The sequence below is a fragment of the Sphaerospermopsis sp. FACHB-1094 genome (assembly GCF_014696195.1).
Taxonomy (GTDB): Bacteria; Cyanobacteriota; Cyanobacteriia; order Cyanobacteriales; family Nostocaceae; genus Sphaerospermopsis; species Sphaerospermopsis kisseleviana.
The window spans coordinates 23888-39474 of sequence record NZ_JACJPT010000010.1 but is presented as its reverse complement, the minus strand read 5'-3'; the positions used below and the strand labels follow the sequence as shown (position 1 = coordinate 39474).

The window sequence follows — 15587 nt, the reverse complement described above, 5'->3', positions numbered from 1 at the left end:
AATCAGTTAATAACTTTTACCCATGTTTTTTTGTAATAAATAAACGATTATAGATTTTAAATTACTTGACTGAATAATTATTATTTTTACTACTATTCACTTCTATTAAATTCGGCTTTAACTCGACATTAGAATTTACAGCATTACCTAGTTGAGAAATCATCAAATTTGAGCCTAGACCTAATAAAATTCCCGTCACACTTAAACCCAGCATAGCTATAATTTTTTGTTGATTTATTGCAATCCAAAAAATATCTAATATCTGATCTGATATTGTACCAGAACCCATCACCGGAATAGGCATTAGTGCTGCTAAAGCATCCGCAGCATTAGCATAACGATATTTACGATTTGGTGCAACCATTTTCTTTAACCATGAACAAAAACTTGGACTGATATCAGGAAGTAATTCCTGAAAATTAAAGCGATATTTATCATCCATTAATTTACCAATATCCGCAGATCGACTATTTGTCAACAAGCAAATTAATGTTACACCTAAACTATATAAATCAGATGCTGCTGTTAAAGGATATCCAAATTCTGCTTCTGGGGGAATAAACCCCGGAGTACCAGCAACCAATGTACTCAAAACTGCTTTTTTATCCTGTGTCTTTGCTAAACCAAAATCTACTAAATAAGCTTGTAATTGCTGGTCTAATAAAATATTATCTGGCTTGATATCTCGATGAATAATTTTAGGTTTTTGTTCTTGTAGATAAACTAAAATATCTAAAATTGATAAAGCAATTTCCTTTATTTCTTGGGGATGAAAGCAGCGGCTCAAACCTAATGATGGAGCATTTTTATATTCTTGGACTAAATAGAAACATCCTGGTGTTTCAAAAGAATTTATATAACGAGGAATGCGGGGATGATTTAATCTTTGTAAAAACTGCATTTCCCTTTCATAAGCTTTCACTCCATACCAGTCAGCAGTTGTATTTGCAAAACAAAATTCCTTAATTACTACTTGTTTTTGAGAGTTGATATGATTAGCTAAATAAGTAATGCGTCCTCCTTCTGAGTTTCTGCCTAATTCTCGAATTACTTGATAGCCAAATGCCGAAAAATCTGGATAATTTTTGCAGAATTTTGTCTTTTTGTATCCATGATTTACATTAAACTCTATCATAAAATACACACAAGTTTTGTTTTGACAAAACAAAATCATAAAATACATTTTCAAAAATTTTCCTCAGTTGACATAGGAATGAGTAAAAGGTAATCTACGTGCTTCACAAATTACCCATTACCCATTACCAATTCCAGATGGTTTTGATGTTTTACCCTACGGACTTCCAGTTTTTCTGTGCTAACCAGTCAATAATTGCAGTGTTGACAATATCTGGTACTTCATCATGGGGACAATGACCGGCGTTAGGAATAGGCACAATTTGAATATCTTTACCATTGTTACCCGCCTCTTCGTAAATTTTAGCGCCGGTAATTGGAGTCCAAGGATCATTAGCACCCCAAATTACTAATAAAGGCCATTTTAACTGCGGTAATAGTTCTTCGGGAGCAGGTCCTGGAGGTGCGGTGAGAATGGAAGCAAAAACTTGTTGCGCTCCTGGATCGCAAGATGGTGTATAAAGTAAATCAACAAGTTCATCTGTTACAGCATTGCGATCGCAATATACTTGATACAATGTGCGGCGAATTTGTGATTTTTGGCGAATGCGGTTAAAAACGAATTTTCCTGTGACTGGGTTAGCTACCAACTTGTTAAACGTAGCCATGAAAACCCTTAAAACCGGGTTTAATTCATGGGGACGATGACTCAAACCACCAGCAGAATTTATTAATACTCCCCCAGCAGCAATTTCAGGATGTTCTGTGAGAATTATTAAACTCAACAGTGCGCCAATGGAATTTCCTATAAATATAGCCGGTGTTTGAATGTGTGCATCATAAAAATCTTTTAACAGTTCTACCCACACTTCCATGCTATAACTCACGGTCGCTTTGTCCGAACCACCAAAACCTAGTAAGTCTAAAGCAAACACCCGATAACCAGCATTGGCTAAAACAGCTATATTTTTGCGCCAGTGTCCTATAGAAGCACCAAAACCGTGAATGAGTACCAAGGGTTGACCTGTACCCATCACAGTATATTGAATTTTATAATCTTGCCAAGTCCAAACTTGTTTTTCTATGGTTTGTAAATTCTGGGTTGTAATCGTCATTCGTTAAGATTCCTAAAGTATTGTTTCTTTATGCTAATCCTCCTGGCATTCTAGACAAAACATGAGCGAAAAAACTACATAAGATGTACACTAGCACCTGTAACTTTCACGTAGCATCAAAATCACTATCAAATCTTACTTACGCTGTGATCTAATGTCAGATAAAATACTATGATTTTAAGTAGATTAACTAATTCTAGGAAAGTCCTGATAGCGTCAGTTTCTCTCATAGCCTTGTCGCCAATACATTCTACCTTGGCTGCATCTAAACTATCTGCTGTATCTGTTACAATCCCATCAACAATCAATGATCAGCAGCTTTTAGCACAAGAAACTACTCAAGCAGAAGAAACATCAACTCCTACTGCTTCTGCCAGGAGAGAAAAGTCAGGATTTACTTTATATATCTGGCAACCAGGTGGTAAAATATCAGAAGTAATTGCCCGGATATCTATTAAAGGGAAATATGGTGATAAATATCTCAAAGAAAGATTTTTAGGCGATTACAAATATAAAATTAAGCAGAAAGCCAAATTTGTGAACGGTTTTAAATTGGGCGATCGCATTGTTGTCCGATTGTATGATACTAAAAACCGTTTTATTGGCTACACAGAATTTGTTTGTTTACCTGATCATACAGCAGTAAACCTGATTTTACCAGCCAAACCAAGCGAAAATCCCGTAGTTCGCGTTTTTTATGGTGTTGATAATAACGAAGATGGCATCGTTGACAGAGATGCAGCTATCAAATATGACTATTTCACAGAACTCAAAAACCAAAAAGTTACCTTCCTCACCAGTTCCGAAAATCTCGACATTACTCCATACCAAGCAGCGGGTTTTGCTAACGTTGCTCAAACAAGCGTTTATCCTGCAACCTTTAGTGAAGGCGAGTTTGCCTTAGCAGGTAAAACCATTAGCGTCTATGATCCTAAATTAGCACCAGCCCTATTATCTATTCCTGGCAGTTTGGTAAAGTTAACCCAACTCGGTAACAACTCCACATTTCAACTTCACGAGTTATTGGGTAAATATCGCTCAGTGGGTGTAGCTCAAGGTATTCGAGTCAACTTTTCTGATATTCCCAAAGATTACTGGGCTAAGGATTATATCGCCGAATTGGCAGCAATGGAAATCATTGATGGCTATCCTGATGGTACATTTCGCCCTAACGCCCCAGTTACTCGCGCCCAACTAGCAGCCCTCTTGCAAAAGACATTTATTAAAAGTAAAGTACGAAAAGCTATAAATTTTCGAGATGTTCCTCCAGATTATTGGGCTTATAATGCTATTCGTGAAAGTTACGAAATGGGTTTTTTCACAGTTGTTAACAGCAGAAGCTTTAACCCCACACAAAAACTGAAACGTCTCGATGTTTTAATTACCTTAGCAAAAGGATTGAATTATAAATTTAGCGGTTCTACAAAAGATATTTTGTCTATTTATAATGATGCTTCCACTATCAGAAGCGAACACCGCGAATTTATTGCCGCAATGACAGAAAATGGCGTAATTGTCAACTATCCCAATGTAAAATTATTAAACGGTGACAAGCAAGCTACCAGAGCCGAAGTTAGTGCCTTGTTATATAGGTCTATGGTAAGTGCAGGTGAAACTGCTGATTTTGCTTCCAAATATACAGTTAAACCTGTTAGAAAAGGTGACAGGTGACAGAGAGGTAAAAGTGATTAAGTCACACCATTTTTCTGCCATCTTACCAGTAAATAAAACAGTATTTAATTGGCAGAAAACAGATTTTATAGAAGTGTTAAAAAATGCTGCTGATACTGCTGAATTAACTGTCATCGGTGAAGTGAGTTTTGCATTTCAACCCCAAGGAGTATCAGCAGTGATTTTATTAGCCGAATCTCATATAGCGTTACACTTTTGGCCAGAGGAAAGTAAAGTTACTATTGATATTCATATCTGTGATTATCAAAAGGATAATTTACAAAAAGCGCAATTTTTAACACAGATAATCACACAAGAATTTAGTAATTGTGAATATCTCAAGAATTGGCATTATTTATCTGTTAGTGGATAGCATTCCCTATTCCCTATTCCCTATTTTTAAAAACACCAACCACTTAAAAAAGATGCAGCAATATAAGCAAAAGCTTCTATTAAACCTGCACCCACATTAGGAATTTCTTGGTTAACAATTTCATCGGAAATTTTCACACCGGGAACTAAAATTAAATCTGCTAACCAGCGAATACCAACTAAAGAAAGCAAGCAAAATACTAAGATTAAACCATATTGGGTAAAACTAACTAACCAATTTGTAAACTCTGGATAAAAAGCCACCCTAACTATATTACCAGTAGCAATTAATAAACCTGCTAACGCTACTCCTGCTGCGGGGTTATTTTTGATAATTATTTCATTCATTTTAACCCAATGACAACTTTTGCAATAAACTAATTAATGTATCTGCTAATTGGTCATAAAAAAAGTAATCATGAGCGCCAATTGTTTTAATATGTTTACCTCCAAATTGACTTTTAAATTGGGAAAATTTGGCATAACCATGATTAGGATCACGGGTAAAACCATAAAAATCATAAACTTGACAACCGCAAATTTTTGCCCTTTGGATAGCTTGCCAATGTAAGCCATAATTTGCCATTACTTGTTTATATAATAAGTTTCTGCCACCATATAAATAAGTTGCTGTATAACCACAATATACTACTAAAATTGCTGCTATTATTTCTCCATTCCAACTAGCTAAACCAATTTCTGCCATATTTTCTTTAAATAACGTTTGACAGAGATTGATAAAAAACCTGTAGGGTTCACCAAAAAATTCTTGACGTTCGACAGTTTCCCAAAATAAATTATAAAATAAAGGAATAGTTTGGGAATCATTACTAAATTCAATTTTTACCCCATAACGTTGACTAATACGAATATTGTAACGCCCTTTAGGTTTCATAGATGCTAGAATTTCATCTGTACTTGGGCGTAAATCAATTAATAAAGTTTCACAGGGTAATAAGTCAGCAGGTGCGCGAACAAAATCTTGAAGATAATCAGGTTTTTCCTGCCATAATGGTTCAATACGAAGAGCAACTGCACCCTGTTTTCTGGCTAAAGTTTCTCCTTTTTCTAACAATAACTGCATCCCTATTTCTGAAGTATTTTCTGGAGTATTTTCTGGTAATATTGGTCCACCAGAAGTAAATAATAAATTGGCTTTATTAGTGTGGGGGTATAAATAATAAATACACCCACCCACTAAATCATTATTTTCTGGAAATAATCCATAACGAAAAGTTTTATAACCTTCTATTTCTTTAAAATCAGCCCAACTTGTAGTTTGCATAAAGCAACCCTTGGGAGTAGATTTAACTAACAAATTCCAAGCTGTTTTTTCTGAAGCTTGTAATTCTCTGACTGTTAAAGATAAGTTATTTTTCTCTGCTATGGTTGGGTGATAATTATTAACATTCATAATATTCATCTTTAATTATTTCGCATTCTCTTAATAATGCTATATATCCAGTAACTACTAAAGCAAGTGAATATAAAACCTACCCATTTACTATCACCAGTACCATCGTTATAACTACTGCTACTGCTACGACTACCATAATATGAGCCTTTAGCAAATACTGAATCTGGTGCTACTAGATTAGTCATTAACAACGTTATAGACAACAAAGTAATCAATTCAACCATTTTAGGGTTTAACGTGCCTAAAGGCTGATTATATTTAATTTTATCAGCAAAAGTCCTCAATTCACTAGCAATTTGTGGTGGTAATTCCTGCACTCTAGTTAGTAAACTATTGAGTAATTTGTTAACGTCTATTTCTGATAATAATCCTTGGAGATTATCTAACCAATATGTTGTCATCTTTGGTTCGTGATAGGGATGACGTACTGGTACAAATTGATTAATATTTGGTAAGTCTTTGTCTGCATTAGGAGCAGCATAAATATTTTGTAGCCAAAACTTAGCTACAGATTCCAAATCTAAGGAATTAATATTTTCTATTTCGGCGTTGAACTGTTCATTAATATCTAAAAAATCCACATATTCACCAGAATTTAATAGGATATCTTCTGGGTTTGATGGATGATTCAAAAGATAATAAAATAACCGTTCGTTTTCCAGTGTGTGAATAGTTACTTTATGCCGATATGCTGCTATTTTTTGTTCAAATTTAAAGACAGGGAGTAAATTTTCACGGGTTAAATAATTTAAATTATTTGGGAAATCAATGTTTTCAATTTCTGTCCTCAAAATTCTTTGTGTTGAACCTAAAAAGAAACCCCAATCACCATAATCATGGTTACAAAATGAGGGAATTTGAATTTGTAAGGGTTTAGTTGCAAAATTCACTGATAGCAAAGTTTGATACAAACACCAAAAAGCGTGAGTATCATAATTTGGTGAAACTCCGTTAACAGCTACTATTCCAGAAGGAATTAAAATGCGATTAACTTCTTGAAACCATTCCTGACTATAGATTTTTGCATCTTCAGCCGATTTAGGACAAGTGAAATCACAAATTACAACATGATAATAATCATCAACTAATTGTCTGACAAATCCAAAGGCTTCTTGAGTGTATACTGTAACTTTTTCATGTTCTAAACTGCCTAAATTATAAGGTTTAAATACTGTGTTTGCTAATTCGATAACATCTGGATTATAGTCTACTAAATCAATGTTTTTTACCTGAGCAAAACGCAGTAAATCTCTAGCAGCTAATCCATCACCACCACCACAAATCAAAACCCGTAAATCTGTATCAGTAAATCTTTGGATGGCTAAAGATACAGCAGGAATTACTAAATTTTCATGATAAATTGCCTCATCAGCACTATCAAACTGTAAATCTCCATTGATATAAAAGGCAATACGATGATCATAGTTTTCAATAAATAAGGAAATAGACATAGAAACTTTACCCAAATATCATTAAAAATATACCGATGGACAAAAATATGAGCGCAATTATTAATTCAATTATTAACTCAGGTTTCCACCTCAATACCTGGCGTTCCGAACTTACACCTTTTTGAATATTATGAAATTCTTCAGGCTTGACTATTTTGGTTGAGTAAATCTCTAATTGTAGATTGGGAAAAGATTCTATTGCTAAATTTACACAATGGTCTTTATCCCAATAATCCCAAGTAATGCGAGATTTTGTTTTCCCTTCAGAATCATAACTTCCTTCAGTTTGTGAATCGAAATAATAGGATTTATAGAAAAGTTTTAGTTCTGGATAAGGGGTATTTAATACTTGCATTTCTTTCCATAATGTAGTTAGTTGTAGTGGGTTTTTGGGAAAATCTGGAGTATATAAAGACACATTCTGTAATTGATTGGAAATATACCAAGTTACAGAGTTAATTTCTTCGCTGGGGTCATATTCTCGCAATAAGTAATATTCCGAACCACCGGAGGAGACTAACAACCATTCCTCGGTTTGATAACCTTGAGGATCTTGGTAGGTGCTGTAATCTTTTATATCCCAGTCTACACCAGAATATCTCACGCGATCGCCCGGACGCAAGGCATGAACTTGAGTTTCAATACTAACTGTATACATACAGGTTTAACTATGATTAACTGTAACTTTCACAACCGAGTTGAGAGTTACATTACTATATGATCTATTTCTCGTTTTTTGCTAGAAAATTTTAAATCACTTTACAAAATAGAGTTTTACCCTGTTTCCTCTAACTGTATAAACTAAATCTGATGAAAATGGCATCTTTTTCGGGTTTAGCATTGCTAAAACCATAGCAAATTATATGCAATTATATTAAATGCCATGTGTATAAACGTATTGAATTGGAAAAGGAATTTCAATTCCTTCTTGTTGATAGCGTTTGTGTAACTTCTTCACCAACAAATGTTTACCAATGCGCTGGTCAAAATATTCACTGACTCGCATATAAAGAGTATAATCTATGCTAAAATCATTGAAAGTGTGAAACCTCAGATAAGGTTCGATTTGAATTAATTCTGGTGCAATTTCTTGCATAACTTCTTTAGCGACTTCTATAGTCACTTTTTCCACCAATTCCAAATCACTATCATAACTAACACCCACATTCATAGTTAAAGTAATTTCTTTTGCAGGTAGATGATAATTAGTAAAAATTGCCGAAGCCAACTTAGAATTAGGAACAATAATCACATTATTAGAAATTTCCTTGATTGTGGTATTTCGCCAAGTAATATCTGTGACATAACCTTGATGACCATCATCTAATTTAACATAATCCCCTGCTCTTACCTGCTTAGAAATAACTAAATAAAAACCAGAAAATAAATTAGCTAAGGTGTCTTGTAGAGCTAAACCAACAGCTAAACCTCCAATTCCCAAGGTGGTAACTATGGGAGTAATTTCAATACCCACAGTTTGCAAAAGAATTAATGTTCCCAAAACTAAAACAATTGTTTTAGCTAAATTAGAAAGCAGGGATGTAGAAACTCCCTCGGTACGTTGGACAAATAAATTGACAAAACCGGCAGTCAGTCTAGCTAAAACTAAAGTTACAGAATATAATAAAATTATGGTGATGATTTTTTGCAGAACATTAGCAATACCTGGTTTAACAGGAGAACTAAGAATAGCCCAAAAAAAACCTGCCAAAACAAACCAAATAAAGGTCATTCTGTGCAGTGATTGAAATATAATCTCACTCCCAGGAATTTGCCGCTTAATAACAAAGCTTTTAATTCTATTAAAAATAACTTTTTCACCAATTATGCCAGTCAGAAAGCCAACTAGAATAAATATAAGAGGTATAATCCATTGCATCATAGTTATATTTGATAGTGAATTGACAACTGGAAATTACAAGAGTCAAGATTGAGAATGATCGTTAAATCAGGAATATAGCTAGAAGCGAAAAGCTGAATGCTGACCTGAAAATTAGGATATCAACAATTAGCAAATTAAACTCGCTAAGTTTTTCCAGAGAAATTGATGTATAATGATCATCCGAGCAAAAATATGTGATACATTATAGCAATGATAAGTAATTGATGATATGTTTACTAAAATCCGATTTCTACCTAAAAAAAGGTGACTTTTATTACTTTGAAAAACACAAATAAATTAATTGTTTTCTGATGACAATCTAGCTGGAGACTGATTTTTGAGACTTAATCCTCAGTATCAGTAGTAGTTAACCTCAAAATTTATTGGTGTACTTCACCTAAGTAATGGATCTACCAATTATTTACCATCAAGATTATATTGCACCTCTGCCGCTTGGACATCGCTTCCCCATGTCGAAATTTAGACAACTGTATGAATTGCTGTTAGCTGACAGGGTAGCATATCCAGAACAGTTTCACACTCCTGAATGTCCACCGCAAGAATTAATAGAATTAGTCCACACCAAAAGTTATGTACAAGCTTACTGCGAAGGAACATTAGAAGCAAAAGCACAAAGACGCATTGGTTTACCTTGGAGTCCAGCTTTAGTAAATCGTACCTGTGTAGCAGTAGGTGGAACAATATTAACGGCTAAATTAGCATTAAACCAAGGTTTAGCTTGTAATACTGCTGGTGGAACACATCACGCTTTTCCTAATTATGGATCTGGTTTTTGTATTTTTAATGATTTAGCAATTGCTACTCGCGTTTTACAAAAATTAGGACTTGCTAAAAAGATGTTAATTGTTGACTTAGACGTACATCAAGGAGATGGAACAGCGTTTATATTTGAAAATGATCACAGCGTTTTTACATTTTCCATGCACTGCGAAATTAACTTCCCTAGCACCAAACAAACAAGTGATTTAGATGTACCATTACCACTAGGAATGGAAGACGATGCTTATTTACAAACCCTAGCTAATTACCTACCAGACTTGCTAACAGAAATTAAGCCAGATATAGTATTGTATGACGCTGGAGTCGACACCCATATAGATGATAAACTAGGAAAATTATCTCTCACAGACACTGGAATTTTTCGACGAGAAATGCAGGTTTTAACCACCTGCGTTAGTGCTGGTTATCCAGTAGCTTGTGTTATTGGCGGTGGTTATGCAGATGATATTAAATCTCTTGTTTGGAGACATTCTTTATTACATCGAGCCGCCAGTCAGGTTTATCACCAGTTTCATCTTTAAAACTATATCTAACCTTATTCCTCTTGGTGTGAAATCAAAAACAATCAGGACATCCATGCAACAGAAATTAGTGAAAATAAACAATTCAGAAACCTTTGGCTATAGCTTATTAAATTCCACAATTGATAACTTAATTCGTAGCTTTGAAGGACAACAAGCAGTTACATCATATTCCAACTTTCGAGAAAAAAAAGAACGCGCTCATGAATTGATTTTTGAATGTATAGGTAAAAAAACTTGCCTATTTTATCTTCGCCGTCAAGGTAAGGGAAAAGATACAGGAGAAGAAATTTGGGATTTAACCATTGCTACAGATGACAGTGAGTTTCAACTACCCAAAAGATTGAAAGAACTAAATAAAACTTTAGGATTGAGAGCCGCAGTGAAAAAAAATGGTACTGGTGGTTTAAAAATTCTCTCAGTTTATTTATTACCACTATCAAGAGGAAGAATTGACGCTTATGCTTTACCATTACCATTGCAGTTAGTTCCTAATTATTATGAGCCTATAAATATTTCTCCCAAGAGATTGGCACAAATAAATAAAATGCCAATATGCGGTAATCATATACCCACCGAAGACCAACTACAAGCATGGAAAGCTTTTTTGAAAATTGAAGAACGTATTGCTAAAGCCAGACAATTTTGTGTCAAATTTTTCCACTCCGAATATGACTGCCAACAAAAAGAAATCGCCTTAAAAATTGATATTAACTCAGCCACCCTTGATGGTGATGAAGAGAATTATTTAGATGTAGAAAACTTTTGGGAACGGGTAAAACAGGCAAAAAATCAAGATATCAAATTTTCTGATTCTGTACCTACTGAAATAACTCGTCGCACTAGTCGTCAATTAGGAAATATTGAAAAAATTGACCACAGAAATAATCTTATTTACATCAGGCTTGAGCGGGAATTAGTAGAATATATAGCATCGGAAAATTATCAAATACCAACAAAAGGATACTTATTTTTTGATGCTGCTGGTGATATTAAACAAATTAAGCGTAAAGAAAAAGCATTAGAACAATTAAAACAAGGACGGACACAAAACCCATATTTAGGAGATTTCTTATTTGACGCTTCCCAAGCCAGACCTATTCAAAAAACTGTTAAACTAAAACCACAAGATTTGTTATTATCTGCTGCAAATTCAGGTCAAAAAGCATCTGTAGAAAAGGTAATAGCCGCAGAAGATTTAGTTTTGATTCAAGGTCCACCAGGAACAGGTAAAACGACTGTAATTGCCGAAATTTGCTATCAAATAGCTTTGCGTGGTGGTCGCACATTAATTACTTCCCAAGCTAATTTAGCAGTTGATAATGCTTTAAGTCGCTTAGTTCACAACCCAGTTATCCGCGCTGTCAGAAAAGGAAAAGCTGAAAAAGTTGGAGAAGAAGGACAAGGATTTTTAGAAGACCAAGTAATTAACAGATGGTTAGAAAATACTGCTAATGACTGTGAAAATAATCTCAATCAACACAGAGAAAATATACAAATTCTTCAGCAGCTATTAACAACATCGAAAAGATTTACAGATTACTTAAAATTAGTGGAAAAAGTCAATCATAAACAAAAGAAATTAAAAGATGAAAAGATAAAGTTAGAGAATGTTTACAGAACTCAAGAAACTGTCTATCATGAATTGCTTGAGCATAAAAATGAAATTGAATCTTTAATTAATGGGGTGAAAGATATTATCAATAAACCACAAAATATCAATTGGGATGATCCAGAAATTAAAGATTTTTTACCCCGTTTGCAACCTTATATATTAGAAAATAATCTAGTAGGAGATTTTCGGGAAAAAGTCAATCAAGCTATTAAGTATACCGATGAACTGGGGGTTATTTGTCCTGTGCGTGGTGCATTCGGTTTAGCTGTCTGGTTGCGGGAAACTATAGCCAAGGAAATTGCCGGATTTCAATCAACATTCACCTATGCTTATGATGCAACTATCGCTATGTCAGACTTAGCAAAATTAGTACAGGGTTTCCAAAAAAAATCAGCCTATTTACATCAGTTACAAACAGAGTATCAAAAGTCTATTAATCAGGATCACAAGCTACAACCAACCATTCAAAATTGGGAAAACCGTAAACGAGAAATTGATTATATTATCGCAGCAGTTAAAGAGTGGAAAACTACAGCGTATTCCCATCTTTACCAAGTTTTGAAAAATTGCCAGCAATCTGATTTATTATTGACTGAAGAAATGCTGCATTTACCACTGGGTTTATTGATGTTTGCTAAAAACTTAAACTTGCCAATCTTACCAAAGAATTACCAAATTAAATTACCAGAATGGGAATTACTAATCAAAGCATTGTCTTATGAAATTGATGGTAATTTTAGTGACAGAAGGGGTAAAAAGCATAATTTTAGCTATTTTATGCAGCAAAATTTTAGTCAAATTCTCTTATTCTTGGAAAAGAGCGATCGCCAAAAATGGCAAGCAACATATCAACAGTTTCAAAAGTATCAATTACTCACTACAAAACAACGTCAATTATTAGTTGAAAATGCCCAGAGTTTTTTAATTCAACTGCAACAAACCTACAGTGCATCTTATGAATTAAATAACCTGGATTCTACTTTAGCTAGAATTACCCAAGAATTATTAGATACAATTCTTGCTAATGCTCGTCAATGTGTTCTCAAATTAAAAACAGAAGCAGAGCAACAACTTAATAATTTGCACAAACAACAACAGTTAAATCAACCTCCAAATAATCAAATTACCCAAGAACAAATATTAGCAACTCAAACTCAGGTAGAAAAAGCCAGTCAAGATGCTAATTTACTGCTGGAAAGAGTTGTAAAAATTTTGGAACAGCTGAATAAACAACCACAGCTACCTGTAAAATTACGAAATCTCACACAACAATATTTAGCAAAACAAGCAAATATTTGGGAACAGCATCAGGAATTTGAGAAACAAGTGCAGCTTTGGGAAACTTGCATAACTCATCTGGATGATTTAAATTCCTCCTTAGATGCTTTCTCAGTATTCGAGAATATTCAAGAATCTTTAAAAGAGGAACTAGTAAAAATAAATAAAACCAGCAAAAACTCTTTACAAAAACTTGAAAAAGCAAAAATTAAATTAAATGAAATAGAAGAAAAATTAAAATCCCATATCTCCAATGATTTAATCATAGAAAAAAATTGCTGCGAGATGACTTGGCAACAAATACCCGATCAATTTAAACCTCAGCCCAAAACCACAGAAACAGATTTCTTGAATTTGGAATTTTTGCAGCAGATAAAACAACAATTTGATCTTTGGCAACAACAACTACAAAATGAAGAAGATTATTTGCGGAAATATCAAAACTTTGTCCAAGATTGGATTACCAAACTACGTCAACCTTCAGAAAGAGATAGTAACGATTTAAGACAAATTTATTTAGATAACGCTAACGTCGTTGGTATCACCTGCGTGCAAGCTGCAAATTACAACTTCTCGGAAGAATTTAAATATTTTGATGTTGTCATTATTGATGAAGTAAGTAAATGTACACCTCCAGAATTAGTTATCCCCGCATTGAAAGCCAAAAAATTAGTCATGGTAGGAGATCACCGACAACTACCACCAATGCTAGAAATTGACACAATAGAAGAAGTCGCAGAAACAATGGGACATTCTAGAGAAGAAATGGGATTTCTCGAAGAATCCTTATTTAAATTTCAGTTTGAAAATGCCGATAATAGCATTAAACAAATGCTCAATACCCAATATCGAATGCACCCCAATATTATGGGAGCAATCAATCAGTTTTATGATGGTAAATTAGAATGTGGCATTTTAGAACCAGATAGCAAACGCGCCCATAATTTAGCAGGTGAAATCATTAAACCAGAACATCATTTACTGTGGGTGACAACGCCTAGAGAAGATGAATTTGCAGAAGAAAAATTAGGAACATCATTTTTTAATCCCCAAGAAGTAGATGTCATTGAAAAAATCTGTCAAGATTTTGAAAATGCTTGGCGTTCTAGAGTTGCTAATGGTGAACCTAAAAAAGAAATAGCAGTTATTACATTTTATGGCGCTCAACTGCGAAAAATAGATGAACGTTTACAACCGGAACTTTTTCCATCCTTGCACATTAGAACAGGTACAGTTGATAGATTTCAAGGTATGGAAAGACCAGTTGTAATTGTGAGTATGGTGCGGAATAATCCTTTAGGAGATGTGGGATTTGCTAAAAAACCAGAAAGGGTAAACGTCGCTTTTTCTCGCGCTCAAGAATTATTAGTAATTGTTGGTTGTCACGATTTATTTACCAGCAACTCTGGTAAAGTTGGTCGAATGTATTCAGAAGTAGCAAATCTCGCCACTCGTCATGGAGGTTTTATTGATGTTTCCTGGTTCTGTTGATAGAAATATTGATCCGCATCTCAAAAATATAGTCACCGAAATTGAAACAGAAAATCCCCAATTATCAGTTTTTGCAGCCCGTCAATTTCGCTATAGTTTGCGTAAAAATACCTTAGAATTAACAGTTAAAGAACCACGTCCATTTAATGTCATGGAAGAGTTTATCATCCGTGCTGGACTGGAATTTGAACCCCCACCAACAGGAGATGAATTAGCATCTATCCTGGGACTTGATCCTGTATTTGTTCACAGTACAATTTCCACACTTCAATCATTACAAACTTTGGCATTGAAATCACCTATTACCGTTACCCCAGAAGGACAATTATTTTATGAAAAAGGTACAGTACCACTGCCGGCTTATACAGTGGAAATTTATGCAGTTACCGATTTTTTAGAAGGTAAACTTACCTGTAAAAACGAAGATTTAAATAATGATGTCTCTATGAAATTACCTGATTTAGCCAACTTGGTGAAAATAGAACATATAAATATTGATATCTCTATTTTACCTTTGGAAAGAATACAGCAGATTATTCAAAACTCAGGATTAACATTTCATGTACCAGAAGCAGGAAAAATAGTCACTGCTTTTAAGGTGATTCAACCTACACAAATTATTTGGAAAAATATATCTCTTTTGGTGATTTTCGATGGTATAGCTGACAAATTTAAAATTCAAATTCGTAGCGGTAAGCGCATATCAGAAGCAGCATCAACTAGGGTAACTTCCTTATTAAATGAAGGCAGAATTTCCTTAGCAGCATTATGTGATTTATCTGATGCAACAATCAATTCTGCAAGAGCAAAAATAATGAGTAATTCATAATTGGGTAATAGGTAATAAGTAATTCGTAATTATAAATTACTACCCAATCACCAATCACCAATCCCCAATC

Annotated in this window: 12 protein-coding genes; 5 read left to right on the top strand and 7 right to left on the bottom strand. The window is 34.2% G+C overall.

The genetic code is table 11. The features are described from left to right. Nucleotides 1-61: 61 nt before the first annotated feature. Together H6F47_RS04765 and H6F47_RS04760 are read right to left on the bottom strand one after the other, a co-directional pair. Nucleotides 62-1135, bottom strand: a complete 1074-nt coding sequence (locus H6F47_RS04765; protein ID WP_190647868.1) for a serine/threonine-protein kinase — start codon at nt 1133-1135, stop codon at nt 62-64. A gap of 151 nt (nt 1136-1286) precedes the next feature. Then, nucleotides 1287-2189, bottom strand: a complete 903-nt coding sequence (locus tag H6F47_RS04760) for an alpha/beta fold hydrolase (RefSeq protein WP_096567453.1) — start codon at nt 2187-2189, stop codon at nt 1287-1289. Nucleotides 2190-2423: 234 nt separating this feature from the next. Here H6F47_RS04760 and H6F47_RS04755 point away from each other — a divergent pair, with 234 nt between their 5' ends. Continuing rightward, the gene (locus tag H6F47_RS04755; protein ID WP_347239063.1) at nt 2424-3860 is read left to right on the top strand and encodes an S-layer homology domain-containing protein; all 1437 of its coding nucleotides are present in this window, start codon (nt 2424-2426) and stop codon (nt 3858-3860) included. Between the two features lie 13 nt (nt 3861-3873). Beyond that, a complete protein-coding gene (locus H6F47_RS04750) occupies nt 3874-4233 on the top strand; it encodes an S-adenosylmethionine decarboxylase (protein ID WP_096572651.1) in 360 nt (119 codons plus the stop codon). 26 nt (nt 4234-4259) lie between these two features. Here the strand turns inward: H6F47_RS04750 and H6F47_RS04745 are convergent, their stop codons facing one another. The 5 genes from H6F47_RS04745 to H6F47_RS04725 all read right to left on the bottom strand — a co-directional run bounded on the left by H6F47_RS04745 (nt 4260) and on the right by H6F47_RS04725 (nt 8982). After that, nucleotides 4260-4580: a hypothetical protein gene (locus H6F47_RS04745; protein WP_228051682.1), complete on the bottom strand. Its 321-nt coding sequence runs from the start codon at nt 4578-4580 to the stop codon at nt 4260-4262. Between the two features lies 1 nt (nt 4581). Further along, nucleotides 4582-5655: a peptidoglycan bridge formation glycyltransferase FemA/FemB family protein gene (locus tag H6F47_RS04740; RefSeq protein WP_242027331.1), complete on the bottom strand. Its 1074-nt coding sequence runs from the start codon at nt 5653-5655 to the stop codon at nt 4582-4584. Nucleotides 5656-5657: 2 nt separating this feature from the next. Further along, nucleotides 5658-7100, bottom strand: a complete 1443-nt coding sequence (locus tag H6F47_RS04735; protein ID WP_190347327.1) for a spermine synthase — start codon at nt 7098-7100, stop codon at nt 5658-5660. 7 nt (nt 7101-7107) lie between these two features. Further along, entirely contained in the window at nt 7108-7758 is a 651-nt protein-coding gene (locus H6F47_RS04730; protein ID WP_190347326.1) for a DUF4178 domain-containing protein, read from the bottom strand. 216 nt (nt 7759-7974) lie between these two features. Then, nucleotides 7975-8982, bottom strand: a complete 1008-nt coding sequence (locus H6F47_RS04725) for a mechanosensitive ion channel family protein (protein ID WP_190347325.1) — start codon at nt 8980-8982, stop codon at nt 7975-7977. A 404-nt stretch (nt 8983-9386) separates the two neighbouring features. Here H6F47_RS04725 and H6F47_RS04720 point away from each other — a divergent pair, with 404 nt between their 5' ends. The 3 genes from H6F47_RS04720 to H6F47_RS04710 are packed head-to-tail and all read left to right on the top strand — an operon-like array spanning nt 9387 to nt 15517. Beyond that, complete coding sequence (locus tag H6F47_RS04720; RefSeq protein WP_096567444.1) at nt 9387-10304, top strand: histone deacetylase; 918 nt, start codon at nt 9387-9389, stop codon at nt 10302-10304. A 55-nt stretch (nt 10305-10359) separates the two neighbouring features. Next, nucleotides 10360-14688 carry an AAA domain-containing protein gene (locus H6F47_RS04715; protein ID WP_190347324.1) on the top strand — a complete coding sequence of 1443 codons (4329 nt, stop codon included), beginning with the start codon at nt 10360-10362 and terminating at the stop codon, nt 14686-14688. Further along, nucleotides 14669-15517 (top strand): hypothetical protein, encoded by an 849-nt coding sequence (locus tag H6F47_RS04710; protein WP_199291066.1) that lies wholly within the window; start codon nt 14669-14671, stop codon nt 15515-15517. The genes H6F47_RS04715 and H6F47_RS04710 overlap by 20 nt, the downstream gene beginning before the upstream one ends. The last annotated feature ends 70 nt before the right edge of the window (nt 15518-15587 follow it).

Excerpts from the sequence above, each read along its gene's own strand:
- H6F47_RS04735 (WP_190347327.1), bottom strand. The coding sequence starts at position 7,100 with ATGTCTATTTCCTTATTTATTGAAAACTATGATCATCGTATTGCCTTT.
- H6F47_RS04720 (WP_096567444.1), top strand. The coding sequence starts at position 9,387 with ATGGATCTACCAATTATTTACCATCAAGATTATATTGCACCTCTGCCG.
- H6F47_RS04710 (WP_199291066.1), top strand. The coding sequence starts at position 14,669 with ATGTTTCCTGGTTCTGTTGATAGAAATATTGATCCGCATCTCAAAAAT.
- H6F47_RS04740 (WP_242027331.1), bottom strand. The coding sequence starts at position 5,655 with ATGAATATTATGAATGTTAATAATTATCACCCAACCATAGCAGAGAAA.
- H6F47_RS04715 (WP_190347324.1), top strand. The coding sequence starts at position 10,360 with ATGCAACAGAAATTAGTGAAAATAAACAATTCAGAAACCTTTGGCTAT.
- H6F47_RS04765 (WP_190647868.1), bottom strand. The coding sequence starts at position 1,135 with ATGATAGAGTTTAATGTAAATCATGGATACAAAAAGACAAAATTCTGC.
- H6F47_RS04725 (WP_190347325.1), bottom strand. The coding sequence starts at position 8,982 with ATGATGCAATGGATTATACCTCTTATATTTATTCTAGTTGGCTTTCTG.
- H6F47_RS04760 (WP_096567453.1), bottom strand. The coding sequence starts at position 2,189 with ATGACGATTACAACCCAGAATTTACAAACCATAGAAAAACAAGTTTGG.
- H6F47_RS04730 (WP_190347326.1), bottom strand. The coding sequence starts at position 7,758 with ATGTATACAGTTAGTATTGAAACTCAAGTTCATGCCTTGCGTCCGGGC.
- H6F47_RS04745 (WP_228051682.1), bottom strand. The coding sequence starts at position 4,580 with ATGAATGAAATAATTATCAAAAATAACCCCGCAGCAGGAGTAGCGTTA.